The following is an 18,984-nucleotide window of genomic DNA, read 5'->3' on the forward strand; positions in this document are numbered from 1 at the left end:
CCTAGCAAAAACCCTATGGAAAATGTCTTCAATTTTCGAGACCAGCTGGTCAGTGAATACAGCACCTTTTCCAGAAGTTTTTCCAAAATTCATGCTCCAGACATCTTGGACAAAGTCGAGCGTGAATACAGCGAGGGCCGTTATTGGCCCGAGCCGCTGATTCAAATCAACCCCAACTACCGTAGAAGCGCCACCGTTCAGCAGTTGGCCGCCAAGGGCGATTTGCATACCGCCTGTGCCGAGTTGTTCAAGGCCAAAAAGCCCGAGGGCACGCCTGTCGATTTGTTTTTGTACGCACACCAGATGGAAGCCTTGGCCAAAGCCGGGCAGGACAAAAGCTATGTGGTGACGACCGGCACAGGTTCTGGCAAGTCGCTTTCGTTTTTTATCCCCATCATCGACCGCATCCTCAAAGCCAAGCAGGCCGATCCCAAACCGCGTACACGCGCCATCGTCATTTACCCGATGAACGCACTGGCCAACAGCCAGTTGGAGGAGCTCGACAAGTTTTTGCACGGCTACGCACCGGGCCAGCAGCCCTTCACGGTCGCCCGCTACACCGGACAGGAAAGCGCAACCGAGCGCGAACGCATCAAGAACAACCCCCCCGACATCTTGTTGACCAACTTCATGATGCTGGAGCTGATCCTCACGCGCCACGAAGAAATTGACCGTGGTGTCGTTGACCACTGCCAAGGGCTTGAGTTTTTGGTGTTGGACGAATTGCACACCTACAGGGGGCGTCAAGGTGCTGACGTGGCCATGCTGGTACGTCGCCTGCGCGAGCGCTTGCAAGCCAACAAGCTGGTTTGCATTGGCACATCCGCCACCATGTCATCCACGGGCACCCAAGCTGACCGCAACAAGACCGTCGCCGAAGTGGCCTCCAAACTCTTTGGCACCACCATCACCGAGCACGATGTCATTGGTGAAACACTGGACCGAGTGACCAATCGTGCCAAAAACGTAGACGCCATCAAGCCCTACCTCAAGTCGGCTTTATCTCAAACAAGCTTCTCATGGCCCAATTACGAGGCTTTTCAAGACGATCCCTTGGCCATCTGGGTCGAATTGAACCTGGGTATTGAGCTGCCTGCACAAGAAGCGCCGCGCCGCGCCAAGCCCATGACTCTCAAAGACGCGGCGGCCAGGCTGGCCGAAGATGCGGGTTGTGACTTCAATCTGGCCCGTGCAGGCCTGCAACTTTTTTTGGTGGCCGCACACGAAGTCAAGACCGAACAAGGCCGCCCCCCATTTGCGTTCAAGCTGCACCAATTCATCAGCGGTCCAGGCAAAGTACTGGCCACGCTAGAGCCAGCGGGCAAGCGCCACATTACCTTGGACGCGCAGCGTTTTGCGCCTGGCCGACAAGCAGAAGAGGTGCGCCTGTATCCCGTGCACTTCTGCCGCGATTGCGGGCAGGAATACCACCCCGTCTGGCGCTCCGGCAATGCCCAGCAGGAATACAGTCCACGCGAAATTGACGACATCTCTTCCGATGAAAACGAAGACGCGCATTACGGCTTCCTGTGCCCGCAAACCACAGGTCAGACCTTCAACGGTCAACTCGAAGAGTTGCCCGAAACTTGGCTCGACCTGAGCAAAGCCGAACCCAAAATCAAAAGCACATACCGAAAAGCCGTGCCGCAACCGGTCACCTTGGGGCCAGATGGCCTGCACGGGCGGGGCGGTGAAGACTTCTGGTTCATTCCCGGAAAGTTCAGGTTTTGTCTGCGCTGCGGTCTGTCGCATGAGGTCCATGGCAAAGACATCAATCGACTGGCCAGCTTGTCCGGTGAAGGGCGCTCATCTGCCACCACCATCCTGACCTTGACCGCCATTCGTCAGTTGTTTGCTGAAGGCGATCCGCAGACGGATCAACCCGATCCCCGCAAAATTCTGGGCTTCACCGACAACCGTCAAGATGCCGCTCTGCAAGCGGGCCACTTCAACGACTTCATCTTTTTGCTGACCCTGCGTGCAGCGCTCATTGGCGCACTGCAAAACAACCAAGGCTTGCTGTCTGAAGACGTATTGGCCAGCCAAGTTTTCAAAGCGCTGGGGTTCGAACAAGTTGATCAAGGCACACTGACCGAATACCTCAAGAACCCCAAGATCATGGGCCTTGCCCGGCAAGATGCCCAGAAGACCTTGCGCTTCATCATTGGGTACAGACTGATGCGCGACCTGCGTCGAGGCTGGCGCTTTAACAACCCCAACCTGGACCAGCTCAACCTGCTGAACATCCAATACCGCGGCATTGCTGAATTTGCTACCGAAGAAACCTTGTTTGCAGACAACCCGGTTTTGTCAAAGCTCTCGCCCCAACACCGAACAGAGCTTTCGGTGTGCCTGTTTGACCACATGCGTCGCGGTCTTTGCTTGCAAAGCATGTACCTCGACCCCATCGAGCAAGAGCGTGCCAAGACCACCGCCTTCCAATACCTGAACGACCGCTGGGCATTCGCGTACGACGAAAGCCTCGAAACATCCAAATACCTCATCTTGGGCAAGCGCCCAGAATACCGAGGAAAGCCTCGAACAGACCTGGTACCGGGTGGACCACGAACCCGCTTGCTGAAAGACATCAAGCTGTCCCATTTGTGGAAGAGCAGCCCCGCAGCCGCTGTGGTCAGTGGCTGGAAAGACCCGCAATGGACAGCCTTCATTGAAGACCTGCTCAAGGCCGCATCCAATTACGGCTATGTACAAAAGTTCGAGATCGACTCCCAGTTGCTTGGCTGGCGCCTGAACGCCAGCAGCATGGACTGGCTGCTGGTGCGCGACGATGACATAGACACAGACACCCGCCACAACGCTTACTTCCGCAACCTGTACCTGGCTGTTGCGCAGACCTTGCAGCAATCCCAGCACGCACTCTTTAACTTCGAGGCGCAAGAGCACACCGCGCAAGTCGACGCCGGACGCCGCCAGCTGCTGGAGCAGCGTTTCCGTTACACAACAAAAGACCGCCAGGACTGGGCAGAAAACCCCGCCAACGACGCGCCATTGCAGCGTTTGCCCGTCATGTTCTGCTCGCCCACCATGGAGCTGGGTGTGGATATTTCGGCACTTAATGCCGTCTATTTGCGCAACGTACCGCCCACCCCGGCTAACTATGCTCAGCGCAGCGGCCGTGCAGGCCGCTCCGGCATGCAGGCGCTGGTCATCACTTATTGCGCAGCTCTTAGCCCGCACGATCAATGGTTCTTTCACCACGCCACTGACATGGTGCACGGCATCGTCAAGGCGCCCACACTGGACTTGGCTAACCGCGACCTTGTCGAAAGCCATCTCCACGCCATCTGGCTCTCAGCAGCACAAGTCCAGCTCGACACCAGCATCGCACCCATGCTGGAGCTGGACAAAATAGACCAACCCCTCAAAGACGCTTTGTGGCAAAAAATCAATTCGCCCGAAGTGAACCAACGGGCTGCCCAAAGCGCACAGGCCTTCATGAAGCAGGTGGTGACAGAAGTCCAAAGCAGCCCATGGTATTCGCCCGAACATGCGAAAAACACCATTGATAAAGCACCGAAGGACTTTTCTGATGCATTCCAGCGTTGGCGTACCCTGGTCGAAGCAACGCGCAAGCAAATGGACATGGCCAACACCGTCAGCCAAAGCTACACCAGCAGCAACGCTGAGAAACTCAACTCACAGCGCCGCTATGGCGATGCCGCCAAGCAATACGCTTTGCTACTCAAAACCGGTAACGCCCAAAACAACGACTTCTACACCTACCGTTACCTGGCCAGTCAAGGCTTTTTGCCCGGCTACAACTTCCCGCGTTTGCCCCTCATGGCGTGGATACCGGCCAAAGGTGGAGCAGGGGGCAAGGACGACGATGGCAGCATGGTCAGCCGACCGCGCTTTCTGGCTCTTTCGGAATTCGGCCCTCGCAGCCTCATTTACCACCAGGGCCGCATGTACCGCGTGGTGCGTGCCAAGCTCAACGTCGGGAACACCGACCACATCTCGGGCAACAGCTCTCTGGCTACCGTCACCAGCCGTGTGTGCAGTGCTTGTGGTTATGCCCATATGAGCCAGCTGGGTGGCAGCGACCCCATCGTGGACCGCTGCGAAAACTGCGATGCCCTCTTGACCGACAACGACTGGGTCAAAAACCTTTACCGCATCGAAACGGTCGAGACCATGGCCGTGGAACGCATCTCCATCAACGACGAAGACCGCCAGCGTCAAGGCTTCGAGCTACAAACCACCTACCGGTTTTTGCCCGGCCCCAACGGCCAAATTTCCAAGGTCAAGACCATCGTCCAGTCGAGCGTGGATGCCAACGAGCCGGCGTTGGCCGAATTGACCTACGCCCCCGCCGCACTCATCTGGCGCATCAACAGGGGTTGGCGTCGCCGCAAAGACAAAAACCAACTGGGCTTTTACATCAACCCCGTCACGGGGCAGTGGAGCAAAAAAGACGAACCAGGTGCAACCGAAGCCAACGAAGCTGAAGACAACTTGCTCGACAAGGTGCCCAACCAGCAAATCGTTCCGTTCGTAGAGGACTACCGCAACATCCTGATCCTGCAGCCTGCAAAGCAAACGCTGGACCTGGAAACCATGGCCACCTTGCAAGCCGCCCTCAAGCGCGGCATCGAGATGACCTATCAGATCGAAGAATCCGAGTTGGTGGCCGAAGCCCTGCCCACGCAAGACAACCGGCAAGCCATCATGTTCTACGAGGCAGCGGAGGGTGGTGCAGGTGTGCTCACACGCTTGGCCACCGAACCCCAAGCCCTCGCCCAAGTGGCTGCATCGGCCCTCAAGCTGTTGCACTACAACGCGCCCACGGGCACGTGGAAGTTTGATGAACTGCCCGCCCTAGAGCAACTGGACAAAAACGGTCATCACATTTGCGAAGCAGGCTGTTACCAATGTCTGTTGTCTTATTTCAACCAACCCGACCACGACAACATCAACCGCCGCAATGAAGATGCGCTCAAGCTTTTGGTGGCATTGGCCAATGCTCAAGTGATGCCAGCGCCGCAAGGCGCATCCACTTTGCCCACAACCCTCGCACCTGTTGACGATGGAACCGGGGCAAGCTTGCTCAATCAGTGGCAACAAGCCTTGCAGGCAGGTGGTTTCGCCATGCCCACCAGTGTGAATGTGCCCATTTCTGGCACCAACGCCGTTTCAGACGCCTTTTACAAATCGGCCAGAACAGTGGTCTTCCTCAGCGCGGTCAGTGATGACATCGTTGGCCACCTCCGCGACAAAGGCCGTGAAGTGTTGGTCATGTCCGAACCGGCCCAATGGCCCGAACAATTTGCAGCCTACCCACATGTGTTTGGCTCCGGAAACCAGAACAACTCATGACCACAGCCACCGCACACTTCCAACCCGGCAACCTGGTTCGCGCCCGTGGGCGCGAATGGGTCGTTCAGGCCGACTCCTCTTTTGACGAAGCCACCACCCTGCTTCGCTTGCGCCCCTTGGGCGGGTCTGACGAAGACACCATCGCCCTGATTCCTGAGCTGGAGTTCACCCCCGTCGAGCCCGCCACCTTTCCTTGGCCCGACGCCACCCAACCCGGCAACCACGCGGCCGCGCTGCTCATGCGCGACGCCCTACGACTCAAGTTGCGTGCAGGCGGTGGTCCCTTCCGCTCGTTCGGCAACATCGCGGTAGAGCCCCGCGCTTACCAACTGGTGCCCTTGCTCATGGCCTTGCGTCTGAACACCGTGCGCCTGTTGATTGCCGACGACGTTGGTATCGGTAAAACCATTGAAGCGGGCCTTATCGTGCGCGAGCTGATGGACCGTGGCGAAATCACCCGCTTTGCCGTTTTGTGCCCCCCGCACTTGGTGGAGCAATGGCAAAGCGAACTGCTCAGCCGCTTCAACTTGCAAGCCGTGGCCCTCACATCGGCCAGTGCCAGCCGTGTGGAGCGCGAGCTACCCCATGGCGTCAGCCTATTTGACCATTACCCCATCGTTGTCGTCAGCTTGGACTACATCAAGAGCGAACGCCACCGCGAGCACTTCTTGTCCATTGCGCCCGAATGCATCATCGTTGACGAAGCTCACACGTGTGCCAGCAGCGGCGCTGTTAAGCAACTGCGCTTTGAGCTCTTGCAGCGCTTGGCCAAAGACGAAGCACGCCATTTGCTCTTGCTCACCGCCACCCCGCACTCGGGTGACGAAACTGCGTTTTACAACCTGCTGTCTTTGCTCAACCCCGAGTTCGCGCAGCTGCAAAACCGCACCTCTGCACAAGACCCGCTGCGAGTGCTGCTGGCTCGTCATTTTGTGCAGCGCCGTCGCAAAGACATCGTGGAATGGCAAGCCCAAACCCAAGACTTGCGCGGCTTTGCCCGTCGAATGAAGACAGAGCAAACCTACAAGCTGACGGGCGATTGGGGCGCGTTTTTCGACAACGTGCAAACCTACTGCCGTGAAATGGCCGAGGCTATCGAGACCAACGAACAAGGCCAAGCTACTGGTCAAGCCCGCCTGATTTGGTACGCCACCTTGGCCCTGTTGCGCTGTGTGGCTTCGTCTCCCGCCGCTGCCGTCAAAGCGCTGACCACCCGCCTGGAAGGCAAAACCGGCACCGCGCTGGAAGCCGATGGCGAAGACCTGCTGGAAGACGACCGCCTGCACGACGGCGAAGCCGACGACATGGCCGGCACCGATCTGGAGCCCGCTGGTCAGCTCAGCCCGCAACTGCAAGATGCCCAGCGCTTGCAAGCCCTCATTGCAGACGCAAAGCGCTTGAGCGGCAAGTCGGGCGACCCCAAACTCGCCAACCTGATTGCCCACTTGGATGGTTTGGTGAAAGAAGGCTTCCACCCCGTGGTGTTCTGCCGCTACGTGGCCACGGCCCATTACGTGGCCGACGAACTGCGCAAACACTTCAAACAAGCCACTGTTTTGTCCGTAACTGGTGAACTCAGCCCCGAAGAGCGCCGCGATCGGGTGGAGAACATGGAAGACGCCGACACGCGCATTTTGGTGGCCACCGACTGTTTGTCTGAGGGCATCAACTTGCAGCACCTGTTCACCGCCGTGGTGCATTACGACCTGGCTTGGAACCCCACCCGCCACGAACAGCGCGAGGGCAGGGTAGACCGCTTTGGCCAGCAGGCCCCCGAAGTGCGTTGCACCATGCTCTACGGCCAAGACAACCCGGTCGATGGCTTTGTGCTCAACGTCATCTTGCGCAAAGGCGAAGCCATCCAGAAAGAGCTTGGCGTGCTTGTGCCCATGCCCGAAGATAAAACCCGCATCAACCAAGCCATGGTCAAAGCGGCGCTCATGAAGCGCGTCAGCGCCGAAAGCCGCCAAATGGGTTTGGGTTTTGAAGAAGCCGAAGAAATTTTGGCTCCATTGCAAGCGCAGTGGACCGACGCACTCGAAAAAGCCAAAGCCAACCGCACCGTGTTTGCCCAGCGTGCCATTCGGCCCGAGGAGGTCATGCCCGAATGGCAAAAGCAGCAACAAGCCCTCGGCACCCAAGACGATGTGCAGCGCTTTGTGCAAAGCGCCTGCGCCCGCTTGAACGCTCCGTTAGAAAAAGCCCGTCGCCAGTCCTTCAAGTTGCCCACGGTCCACTTGCCTGAGGCCCTGCGTCAACGCCTGGATGATGAAGGTTTGGTCAAAGAGGGCGATACCAAAGGCTTGCTGATCGACTTTGCCGAACTGCACCGCAGCCACCCGCTGGTGACCGTGCTGGCCGACCACCTGATCGAAACCGCTTTGCAGGGCGAAACCAGCATCACAGCCCGTTGCGCTGCAACCGAGACCGATGCCGTGCAGGTGGTCACCACGGTTTACTTGCTGCGTTTGCGCCACCAGCTCAGCTATGTCCGCCGCAAAGAGCCCTATCAAATGATGGCCGAAGAAACTGTGGCGGTTGCCGTGCAGGGCCGCACCAACCCGGTTTGGCTCAGCGACGAAGGCGTGGCCCAGTTGCTGCAAAGCACACCCACCAGCAACTTGCCGCGTGAGCTGATCACCCGCGAGATCCAGCAATCGCTGGACTTTGCGCAGGCCAATCAAGAATACCTTGGTCAATTGGCCAAAGAACGTGCCCAAGCATTGTTAGAAGACCACCGCCGCGTGCGCGAAGCCGCTCGCGACGTGGGTCAATACAGCGTCAGCCCCTGCCTTCCAGTGGACGTGATCGGCGTCTATGTGTTGCTGCCCGAATTGCTGTGATCTGAATAGAACAAAAACATGAAACGCGTCACCCGCCACAAGCTAGCCACCCTGAACCTGCCCACCCTTCGCCTGGAAGGTGGCTTGTTCTTGCCCGACGTGCTCGAAAAAGCCGCCCTCGGCAACGCCCGCCTGCAAGCCGATGCCGACTACGGCATTCCCAAAGGCTTGAAGCAAAAAGACGAATACAGCCGCGCCTTTCAAATCGCATCTGCCCAGTGGAAGCATTTTGAAAAGCAAATGGAACGCGCCGACCTGGACGCTGCGCACACCACCGCCACCTTTGTGACCGAGCTGCTGCGCGACGCCTTGGGCTACCCTGCCGTTGGGGCCAGCACCGGCATCACCGTGGGCGACCGGCATTACACCGTCACCCACATCGCCAGCAACGGCTTAGGCGCACAGCTGCCCATCGTCATCGCTCCGCACAACCTGGGCCTTGACGAAGCTGACCCGCGTTACGGCGTGCGCCATGCCGACGGCTCGGCCAGTGGCACCCGCAAAAAGTCCCCCTTCCAGTTGATGCAAGAACTGCTCAACGCCAGCCCTGACCACCAATGGGGCTTGGTCACCAACGGCAAAACCATTCGCCTGTTGCGCGACGCCGCCACGCTCACCCGGCCCAGCTACCTCGACATCGATATCGCGGACCTGCTCAGCGGCCAGCGCTACGCCGAATTTGCCTACACCTGGCGCTTGCTGCACGCCAGTCGCGCAGGCTTGCAAGCCACCAGCGACAGCCAGGCCAACGCACCTGTGGTGTGGGAGGCCTGGCGAGAAGCCGGGCAAGAAGAGGGCACCCGCGTGCGCAACGGCCTGCGCCTGGGCGTCACGCAAGCGCTGCTCACCTTTGGCAACGGCTTTTTGCAGCACCCCGCCAACGACGCACTGCGTCTGGCCCTGCAAAACGGCGATCTGACCAAAGAAGCCTACTTCGCCCAGCTGCTGCGGCTCATTTACCGCCTCATCTTCGTTTTCAGCATCGAAGAGCGCGGCTTGCTCAAAGACGCCAATGGCCAAACCAACGCGGCCTACACCCAAGGCTATGCCTTGGCGCGTCTGCGGGACATGGCCCTGCGCCGCCGTGCCCGCAACCGCTTTGACGACTTGTGGCAAAGCATGCGCATCGTGTTCAAAGGCCTCAACCATGGCGAGTCCCGCTTGGGCCTGCCCGCCTTGGGTGGCTTGTTCAACAATAACCAATGCCCCGCGCTGGATGGGGCCGAGCTGAGCAACGCCCACCTGCTGGCCACCATGCAAAGCATGCGCTGGGCCGCGCAAGCGGGTGGCAGCCTGGCCCCCATCGACTACCGCAACATGGGCGTGGAAGAGCTGGGCAGCGTGTACGAAAGCTTGCTTGAACTCGTGCCCGAGGTGGACCTGCCCGCCCGCACTTTTGGCTTTGTGGGCCTGACCAGCGAGGGCAGCACCGCCGGTAACGAACGCAAGCTCACCGGCAGCTACTACACCCCCGACAGCCTGGTGCAAGAACTCATCCAGTCCGCACTGGTGCCCGTGATAGACCAGCGCATTGCCGCCCAACCTGACAACCCAGTGGACGCACTGCTCAGCATCAAGGTGTGCGACCCGGCCTGCGGCAGCGGACACTTTTTGCTGGCTGCGGCCCGCAAACTGGCCGAGCGCCTGGCCGCACTGCGGTCTGACGACGGCGTGGTCACTCCCGCCGCCTACCGCCATGCCCTGCGCGAAGTCATTGCCCGCTGCATCTACGGCGTAGACCGCAACCCCATGGCCATCGAACTGGCCCGCACCGCGCTGTGGCTGGAAGGCTTTGAAGAGGGCAGGCCGCTGAGCTTTTTGGACCACCACCTGCAAGTGGGCGATGCGCTGCTGGGATTGACCGACTTGAACGTGCTTGAAAAAGGCATCAGCAAAGATGCCTTCAAACCTTTGGCGGGTGATGACAAAGAAGTCTGCAAAGCCCTGGCGAAAACCAACGCTGTGGCGCTGAAGCAAATTCAGCGTGACCTGGACTCGGGCCAGCTGAGCTTGGCATTTGGTGGCGAGGCTGGCCTGCAAGCACTCAAGTCCATTGAAGCAATGCCTGCGGAAAGCACGGACGAGGTGCATGCCAAGGAAGAGGCCTACCGCCAGTTTTTGGCGCAAAACGAAGACAGCAACGTGGCCCATGCAGCCGACTTGTTTGTAGCCGCATTTCTGACGCCTAAAACGAATGAAACAGGGGAGCAGGTGCCCACAACGGCGACCCTGATTCACGAGCTCAGCCCCCATGACAAAAGTGATGCACATCAGGCTTTGGTTGCCAACGCCAAGGCTATGTGTGAGGCTGCCTATGTGTTCCATTGGCCATTGGCTTTCCCCCAGGTGTTTGCCGTGGGTGGCTTCGACTGCGTGTTGGCCAACCCCCCGTGGGAGGTATCACAAATGGGCGAAGAGGAGTTCTTCGCCTCCCGTGCCGCAGAAATTGCGGCCTTGCAGGGTGACAACCGCAAAAAAGCCATCAAGGAACTTGAAAAGACCAACCCCCAGCTGTGGAGCGATTACCAGAAAGCCGGGCAGCTCATCGCCGCGACCAACACCTTCTATCGCGAATCTTCGCGTTACCCTATGACTGCGGTGGGCAAGCTCAACACCTATCCGCTGTTTTCTGAAACTATTTTGCAAATCAAGTCGGCCGCAGGGCGGGCGGGCTTCATCGTTCCCACGGGCATTGCCACCGACGACAGCACCAAGCTGTTCTTTGGCCACATCTCGCAGACGGGGCAACTTGCGAGTTTGTACGACATTGAAAACAGAGCCAAGCTTTTCGAGGCAGTGGATAGCCGTATGAAATATTGCCTGCTCACAGTGGGCCAGTCACCTGCTGCTGAATTTGTCTGCTTTGCCACACAAACCAGTCAACTCACCGATCCCCGCCGACGCTTCAGGCTCACGCCGCAAGAGTTTCAGCTCATCAACCCCAACACGCTCACCTGCCCGATGTTCCGCAGCGAGCGCGATGCAGAACTGACCAAGAAGCTGTACAGATCAGCGCCTGTTCTTATCAAAGAGGCGGTATATGCAGAAGAGGGCGGTAAACGAAAACTGGTCGCACCAGAAGTTAACCCCTGGGGCATCCGCTTTTCGCAAGGCTTGTTCAACATGACGAGCGACAGTGGTTTGTTCAAGAACGAGCCTGCGCCAGACCGCTACCCACTGTACGAAGCCAAGCTGATTCACCAGTTTGATCATCGATTAGCCACCTTCATCCCAACTGCGGGCGTGAAAAACGCAGACTGGCCATCGCGTGACCTTACGCTCGACGAAAAGACGACGTTTGATAACGCCTTAAGCCCGCGCTACTGGGTGGACAAGCGCGAAGTCTGGCTACAGGTAGCCCGATTGCCGGACGGACTGCTCAAAGCGATCAAAGACCGACATGAACCGGGCATCGTGGTAATGATCGCCTGGCTGCTGTTTGGTCAATGGCTCAGCCGGGATGTCGGGCAGGGCGTGTATCCGGCTTGGCGGGCCTTTGCCAAGCACCATCCATTTGCCCACGCCCTATCACCGGTGTCTATGGGCTTGTGTGGAGACAATCCCGCCTGCTTAACCCCCCTTAACGACAACTATCTGCCTGGGCAACCCACAGCCGAAGTAGAGGCCGCCAATGATAGTCAACAGCCTGGATGGTTCTTGGTGGAAGATAGGTGTCTGAGCGATATGCTTCAAGCCACACAGCGCTACGGACCGTTGTTTAAGGATGAGCCAGCCCTACAAACTGTCGATGAGGCTTTGGCCTTTGCTGAACAGATACTGGAAGAGTCTTGCCCGCAGTGGTTGATGGGGTGGCGGGACATTTGCAGGGCGACCGACGAGCGGACGGTGATTTCGTCAGTGGTTCCTCTGTCTGGAGTGGGAAATCAAATGCCGTTGGCACTGTTCGCCGGAATCAGCAATAAGCGAGTGATCGGCGCCTTTTATGGCAATTTGTGCTCCTTAGTTTTTGATGTAGTTGCACGCCATAAGACTGGTGGTACGCACATGAACTATTTCATCTTCAAGCAGTTGCCTATCCTGCCCCCCGACCGCTACACCGAAGGTGACCTGGCCTACATCGTCCCCCGCGTGTTGGAGCTGACCTACACCGCCCATGACATGGCTGCCTGGGCCAAAGACCTCGGCCACAACGGCCCGCCATTCCCCTTCAACCCCGAGCGTCGCGCAATACTGCGCGCCGAACTAGACGCCTACTACGCCCGCCTCTACGGCCTGACTCGCGACGAACTGCGCTACATCCTCGACCCCGCCGACGTCATGGGCGACGACTACCCCAGCGAAACCTTCCGCGTCCTCAAAAACGGCGAACTCCGTGAGTTCGGCGAATACCGGACGCAGCGCTTGGTGTTGGCGGCTTGGGATGCTTTGGAGTGAAGCATGGGTAGAGCAAAACAAGCATGGATGGAAGCGCAAGAGCGTGGGTGGGATGGATTGGACAGGCACGTATGTGTTGACTGCGTAGATGATGTTTATCTGGCCAGTTTGGTAGATGCGTCAGCACACCACACGGGCTGTGACTACTGCGGTAACAGTGGCGTGTCAACAGCTGAGGTCAGTTGTATTTTGGATGCAGTAAAGACTGGCATTCACTATGCATTTAATGACGAAGCTAATGCCGGAGCACCTTACAGCAAGGACTTTCCAATTGAGTACTTGTCGACGCAAGATGTGCTTGAAGGAACATTGAGTAACGAAGGTGTGAATTGGTGCAACGAGCTGATTGAAGACGTAGCGGGTGCACTGCATGAAGTAGGTTGGGTTGAGGCACTTGAAGGTGATTTTTTTGGAAGCTACGGACATCAACGGTATCGGTGGTCATGGTCTGCTTTCGTCAGCGCGGTGAAGCACCAAAGCCGATTTCATTTTCATGTTGACAAGTCCGTTGATGAGTACGGCGAACGGCCTATCAGTCCTGCAGAGATGCTGGGCTTTCTGGGGCACGTGTTTGAGCACAACCAGATGGTGCAAACCATTTCAGCAGATGCAGTGTTTTTGAGGGTTAGAAAAGGTGTTTGGCCTTTGCTTGCAGGTGAAGCTGGACCACCGCCGCACACCAAAGCCACTGGAGGTCGCATGAACCCAGCGGGCATCCCCTATCTGTACTTGGCGTTTGATCAAACAACGGCGCTTCACGAAGCGCGTGCTGTAGTTGGTGATGCCGTGACTGTCAGTCGTTGGCAGCCCAGCAGAGAACTTCGGGTGTTAGACCTGACACACCAACCGAAGTGCATGTCCATTTTCGAGGGGCGTGATCCCACACAGGACTATGCAATCTTTCTGTGGCATTTTTTAGAGGACATCTCTAAGCCTTTGTGCAAAGACGACGTTCCTGAAATTGAGTACGTGCCTACCCAGCTGGTTTGCGAATATCTCGCCCAAGTCTTTTCCCCTGATGGAAAACCTTTGGATGGGCTGATTTACCCCAGTGCTTTAACAGCGGGAAAAAACTTTGTGCTTTTTCCTGAGCGCGGTCAGCGGTATGTGAAGTCTTCACTCGAACGTTTTGGAATGGTGAAGTTTCAATCTGCCGAGGTCATCAAGGCTTGACATGATTCCTATTACTGAACCCCTCAACCTCGAATTAAGAGAGAACGCAAGCGCCTGTCTGGTGCATAGCTGTGGCTTGGTGCGGAGGCAGCTGGGCAAACCACGGTGGCTAATACCGGCCACATAGGGCTGGCGGTCATGGTAACGGCTCGAGATGTCATGGACAATATGGAATAAAAGGAAGCATTATGTTGAAGCATTTACAACTCAAAAACTTTAAAGCTTGGTCTGATACAGGTGATGTCGCCCTCAAGCCGGTCACCATGCTGTTGGGTACCAATTCATCTGGTAAATCAACCCTCATTCAAAGCCTCTTGCTATTGAAGCAGACGGTGCAGTCTCCAGACCGAACGATTCAGCTCAATTTGGGAGGCGATGAGTTGAATGACTTCTTCAACTTTGGTGAATTTGAGAATGTCCTGAAACAAGGGGCATCTCCACGTCACTTCGAAATCCAGTTTTCCTACGAGCGCCCTGGCAAGGAAGAGCGTATCAACAGTGGTCAATTTCGAGCCGTATACGGACAAGCCGGTTCAGGTGCTGTGGCCATCCAGTCCATGCAACTAACGACAAGTGTCAAAGATCAAGACTTTTCATACCGCGCTGAACGACGAGATAAGGGCGCTTATTCGTTGTTTGTCAATCAGGAAAGTCAGTCCCGTGGTGCAAAACGAGATTTCGCACCTGAGCGGTCCATTGCGCTGTCCGCACATGCAATTCAGACTTTGGGTACTGATGGTGCCTTGATGGAGGATTTGAGCCTTGCAGTGCGTCGCGAATTGGAGGGGTTAATTTATTTAGGACCACTTCGCCGCAAGCCTGAGCGTGACTACGTCTGGAACAAATCTAAGCCGGGCGAAATTGGTATTGACGGACATAAAGCGATTGACGTGCTGTTAGCCAGTGCTTTGCTTCGATCAGATGAGCGTAACTTGACCCTGGACAGCGTGTCTGGGTGGCTGAAGAAGATGAAGGTTGCTGACAAGCTGGAAGTACGTCAGATTGGCCGTTCAAGCCGTTATGAAGTTGTTGTTCATAAAGATGGTGTTGTGGCCAATTTGCGAGATGTGGGTATTGGCGTTTCGCAGGTGCTTCCGGTGTTGACTGTGGCATTTTTTGCACCAGAGGGAAGCACGGTTTTGCTAGAGGAACCAGAAATCCACCTTCACCCCTTGGCACAGTCGATGTTGGCTGAGTTGTTTGTTGATGTCAGCAAAAAGCGAAAGGTGCAGTTCATTGTCGAAACCCACTCTGAGCATCTTTTTCGACGGCTGCAAACCTTGGTTGCCAAAGAGACCACTACAACTGAGAAATGCGCAATGTATTTTGTCGAAAAGGGGCGCCAGGGAGCCAAACTCCGTGAATTGATTCTGGACTCCTATGGCCGCTTGACTAACTGGCCCGATAACTTTTTTGGTGACACTCTGGGGGAAACCCGTGAGCAAGCGAAGTTGATGTTTGAACGCAAAAAAAGGGAGACGAAATGAGGGAGAGATATGTTGTGGACACCAATGTATTGATCGCTGCAAGTGCAGCGGATCCGATACATCCCAAAGACATCGATGCAACACCAGATGATCCAGTTTTGCGAGAGCAGGTTTGGAACTGGCTCGACAGATTTCAGCAGAGCGATGCTCGTTTGGTCTTGGATGAGGCAGGGGAAATTTATAAGGAATACAACAATAAGCTTGGATTTAATGACTTTGGAATTCAGGTTGTAATACACAAATGGAGCACTGCCGCAGTTGACGATGTGCCAGTTGACTTCGATAAGCATGGCCATGCCGTACTTCCTAAATCACTAAGCGGGCTTATTCACGATGATGCAGACAAGAAAATAGTTGCTGCTGCCCTTGCTTCGCACCAATTATTTGGTGAGGGTTGTGTTGCGTTCGCAGGCGATACGGATTGGCACGATTGGGAAACGGGTCTGTTAAATCACAATATTTTGCTGGAGCCTCTTATCGCCGCTTGGTCTCGTCAAAAGCATGCAGAAAAGCAGATGCGTTGAATAGATCAATGAGCGATTTTTTCAGATTCCCACATACCCCTCACATTGCTTGGCTTGCAAAAGGCGAACCGCGTGACGATAAGGTGCTTTCAGTCACCGAAGCGCAGGCGCTGCTGTCGCAAGCAGTGGTGGTCGAAGAAAAGCTCGATGGTGCGAACCTTGGCTTTTCTCTCGATGCCCATGGCCGGTTGCAGGCGCAAAACCGTGGGCAGTATTTGCAGGAGCCGTTTGCTGGGCAATTTGCCCGCTTGCCGGATTGGCTGGCACTGGCGGGTGATCGTGTTGAACTGGCATTGCTGGGCCTTGTTGACACACCCGTGATTTTGTTTGGAGAGTGGTGTGCAGCACGCCATTCATTGGGCTACGACCATTTGCCCGATTGGTTTTTGCTGTTCGATGTGTACGACAAAACCCAAGGGCGCTTTTGGAGCGTGCAGCGCCGCAACGCGTTGGCCGAGACCTATGGCTTTGCCACGGTGCCCTGTCTGTTGCAAGGCACGACCAGCTTGGATCATCTCAAACTTATGCTCAAGGAAACGCCCAGTCGCTACCGCAGCGGTTCGCTCGAAGGCGTGGTGATTCGTCACGATTCAGAACAATGGTGCGAAGTTCGTGCCAAGCTGGTGCGCCCCGATTTCACACAAGCCATCGAGGAACACTGGAGTCGTAGGCGGGTCGAGTGGAATCGATTGGCCCACAGACAATAAAAGAGCTTTGAAATGCCACTGTTCACCACACTGACCGAAGAGTCGATTTGCAATGCGATTGATGCTGCCAACAAGCATGTGGTGCTGGCAGCACCTGGCATTGGTGGTGTTATAGCGCAATCGCTTGCGGGTGCCCACCGACGTTTGGGGGCGGATGCCGTGCAAGTCGTGCTGGACATTTCGGCTCGTGTTAGCCGCCTTGGCTATGGCGACCACCAAGCTGTTGAGTTGTTGCGTGCCTCAGGCGTGTCTCTTCGCCATCACGAAGGTTTGCGCATTGGGGCTTTGATATGTGACGACTCTGGCTGGAGTTTTGCCAGCGTTCCCCGCCTGGTCGAGGACGACCCCACTGCCGATGGTGATGCCTTTAATGCCATTGCACTAACCGCTGCGCAGGTCATGGTGTTGCGTTCAGAGCTGCCCCCTGTTGGCGCAAGTACTCAGGCCCCCGAATACCCCGTGGTGGGCAATGAAGTGGTGGATGAACAATCAGTGGCCAAAGTCAAGCGGGCCTTAGAGATTGCACCGCCCCAGCAATTTGATCTGGCTCGCCAAACGCAGGTCTACGCGGCCTTGATTCAATTCGTGGAACTTAACTTTGAAGGTTTCAACATTCAGAGCCGCAGGATTCAGCTTCCCAAATCACTGCCCTTGATTGCCAGCCAGGACAGAGCGCTGAAAGAACGGGTTACTACATCGCTCAAGGTGCTGGACAAAATGGAAAAGCCCAAAGAGCTGCAAGATGTGACTCAGCGGCTGGAAGAACTCCGCGAGGCATTCTTGGTACCAGTCGGTCAGGCAGGTCGGGTAATGCTCAAGTCGAAGCAGAAATTATTTGAAGACGAGTTGGCCAATATTCAAAATGATTTAGATGCTTGCAAAGAGGCTCTGGAAAAAGACTTGCAAGAGGCGCTTGACAAAGTGGTGGCATCCATCGTGCCCGATCTGGCGCGTGCTGTTTTGGCCGATCCGCCACCACGTTTCAAGGGTTTGTTTTCCAACACGCTTGATGCGGCAGCAGATTACGTTCGGGCTGAGTTGGACAAGGCCTTCCCTTCAGCTTCTGCGCTGGTAACAGGCATGAAAATTCACAAGTTTTACAAAGACGTGACCTACGAAACCCTGAAAAACAAAGAGTTCGTTGACCGGGTGATGAGTGAAATTCCCCAGTCGGTATTGGATGGCGCCCTGCTGCAAGAGGGTGTAGCAGTGAAGGCCGGTAAGTGATCGAATTTTTGAATTATCTTGACATGATTCCCCCGCCTGAATCACTCACCATCGATTTCAAAAGCGAACGCAAATGCATGTCGAATGCTGATCAAAAAACAGTGCACTCAGCAAGATCACCGAACAATAGGCGCAGTGCTGAGTGCTGGCTACATGATTTCAATTGACGCCTGGAAATACTAAGTGAAAACCAACAAAAAGCCATTCCCCATAAGTGTTCTGATAATGCCAAAAGGTATTCGGCAGCGGATCGATACCAACCCAGACTTCCAGCGGCCAGCGGTATGGACTGTGGCGCAAAAACGTTTGTTGATTGACACTATCTTGCGCGAGTACGACATTCCCAAAATGTACTGGCGCAAAGTGAATGACAGTCCAGAACGTTATGACGTCGTGGACGGTCAGCAGCGGTTGCGTGCCATTTGGAGTTTTGTAGATGGTGAGTTTGCTCTCGACTCCAGTGCCGAACCCATTGATGGAGTTGCTATTGCAGGTTGCACCTACGAGGGTTTGACGGACGATTTGAAGATTCAGTTTGCGCTGTACACCGTGGATGTGGTGGTCTTGGAAGACACGGACGAAGATGAAGTGCGCGAAATGTTTTTGCGCCTGCAAAACGGTACATCTTTGAAGGCTCAAGAAAAACGCAACGCCATGCCAGGTCAGATGCGTGAATTTGTGAAAGAGTTAACCGTACACCCTGTTTTTGAAAGGACCAATTTCAATAATAAGCGTTTCACGTTTGACCATGTAGCCGCTCAACTGGTGTGTTTAGAGTTGGCGGGTGGCCCAACCAATGTGAAAGACGGCGACCTCAATCGCATGTACCAAACACATGGCTCTTCGTCATTCCGTGTGGAACTTGACTTGAAAAATACAATGCAGTAACCGAGCCCGGTGGTGTTTGTTGGCCACAGGCGCAGTCGGCTGCTCACAAATCCTGATGGCGGATGTCCGTTCATCAACTGAAGATCCGTAAATGGCTATTGGAATCGAATCTTTGTTCACCAGTGCGCTGGGCTTGTCTGCCCCGTGGCGCGTTGAAAACGTCAACCTCGACATGGCCCGCCGTCGCATTGACTTTGATCTCACCTGCGATGCCAAACGTCTGGCCTGCCCCGTGTGTGGCTTGCTCGATCAAGGCATTCATGACCGACAAAAACGCCAATGGCGGCACTTGGACTTCTTCCAATACGAAGCTTGGCTGCACGCCGAGGTGCCACGCGTGGCCTGCAGCGACTGCGGCAAGACAACACAGGCACAGGTCCCCTGGGCGCGCGAGGGCAGTGGC

Annotated in this window: 10 protein-coding genes; all 10 read left to right on the forward strand. The window is 56.0% G+C overall.

Annotation, left to right across the window (positions count from 1 at the left end; all coding sequences use genetic code 11):
• Positions 1-15 precede the first annotated feature (15 nt).
• Positions 16-5,337 (forward strand): DEAD/DEAH box helicase, encoded by a 5,322-nt coding sequence (locus tag H663_RS31475; protein ID WP_053174005.1) that lies wholly within the window; start codon positions 16-18, stop codon positions 5,335-5,337.
• Complete coding sequence (locus H663_RS31480) at positions 5,334-8,180, forward strand: helicase-related protein (protein ID WP_053174007.1); 2,847 nt, start codon at positions 5,334-5,336, stop codon at positions 8,178-8,180. The genes H663_RS31475 and H663_RS31480 overlap by 4 nt, the downstream gene beginning before the upstream one ends.
• Positions 8,181-8,198: 18 nt before the next feature.
• Complete coding sequence (locus H663_RS31485; protein ID WP_053174009.1) at positions 8,199-12,575, forward strand: Eco57I restriction-modification methylase domain-containing protein; 4,377 nt, start codon at positions 8,199-8,201, stop codon at positions 12,573-12,575.
• Positions 12,576-12,578: 3 nt separating this feature from the next.
• On the forward strand, positions 12,579-13,748 hold the full coding sequence (locus H663_RS31490; RefSeq protein WP_083451240.1) for a HEPN-associated N-terminal domain-containing protein: 1,170 nt from the start codon (positions 12,579-12,581) through the stop codon (positions 13,746-13,748).
• Between the two features lie 188 nt (positions 13,749-13,936).
• Positions 13,937-15,235 carry an AAA family ATPase gene (locus H663_RS31495; RefSeq protein WP_053174013.1) on the forward strand — a complete coding sequence of 433 codons (1,299 nt, stop codon included), beginning with the start codon at positions 13,937-13,939 and terminating at the stop codon, positions 15,233-15,235.
• Between the two features lie 14 nt (positions 15,236-15,249).
• Positions 15,250-15,759: a hypothetical protein gene (locus H663_RS31500; RefSeq protein ID WP_205872717.1), complete on the forward strand. Its 510-nt coding sequence runs from the start codon at positions 15,250-15,252 to the stop codon at positions 15,757-15,759.
• 83 nt (positions 15,760-15,842) lie between these two features.
• Positions 15,843-16,466 (forward strand): RNA ligase family protein, encoded by a 624-nt coding sequence (locus H663_RS31505; RefSeq protein WP_240620500.1) that lies wholly within the window; start codon positions 15,843-15,845, stop codon positions 16,464-16,466.
• A gap of 159 nt (positions 16,467-16,625) precedes the next feature.
• Positions 16,626-17,693 carry a hypothetical protein gene (locus H663_RS31510; protein ID WP_133240010.1) on the forward strand — a complete coding sequence of 356 codons (1,068 nt, stop codon included), beginning with the start codon at positions 16,626-16,628 and terminating at the stop codon, positions 17,691-17,693.
• A 183-nt stretch (positions 17,694-17,876) separates the two neighbouring features.
• Positions 17,877-18,581, forward strand: a complete 705-nt coding sequence (locus tag H663_RS31515; protein ID WP_133240011.1) for a DUF262 domain-containing protein — start codon at positions 17,877-17,879, stop codon at positions 18,579-18,581.
• Between the two features lie 91 nt (positions 18,582-18,672).
• Positions 18,673-18,984 (forward strand): transposase family protein (locus tag H663_RS31520; protein WP_133239963.1); only part of this gene is annotated, 312 nt, incomplete at its 3' end.

Source organism: Limnohabitans planktonicus II-D5, from assembly GCF_001270065.2.
Taxonomy (GTDB): Bacteria; Pseudomonadota; Gammaproteobacteria; order Burkholderiales; family Burkholderiaceae_C; genus Limnohabitans_A; species Limnohabitans_A planktonicus.

Coding starts and splice junctions, on each gene's coding strand:
- H663_RS31490 (WP_083451240.1), top strand. CDS start 12,579: ATGGGTAGAGCAAAACAAGCATGGATGGAAGCGCAAGAGCGTGGGTGG.
- H663_RS31475 (WP_053174005.1), top strand. CDS start 16: ATGGAAAATGTCTTCAATTTTCGAGACCAGCTGGTCAGTGAATACAGC.
- H663_RS31480 (WP_053174007.1), top strand. CDS start 5,334: ATGACCACAGCCACCGCACACTTCCAACCCGGCAACCTGGTTCGCGCC.
- H663_RS31495 (WP_053174013.1), top strand. CDS start 13,937: ATGTTGAAGCATTTACAACTCAAAAACTTTAAAGCTTGGTCTGATACA.
- H663_RS31485 (WP_053174009.1), top strand. CDS start 8,199: ATGAAACGCGTCACCCGCCACAAGCTAGCCACCCTGAACCTGCCCACC.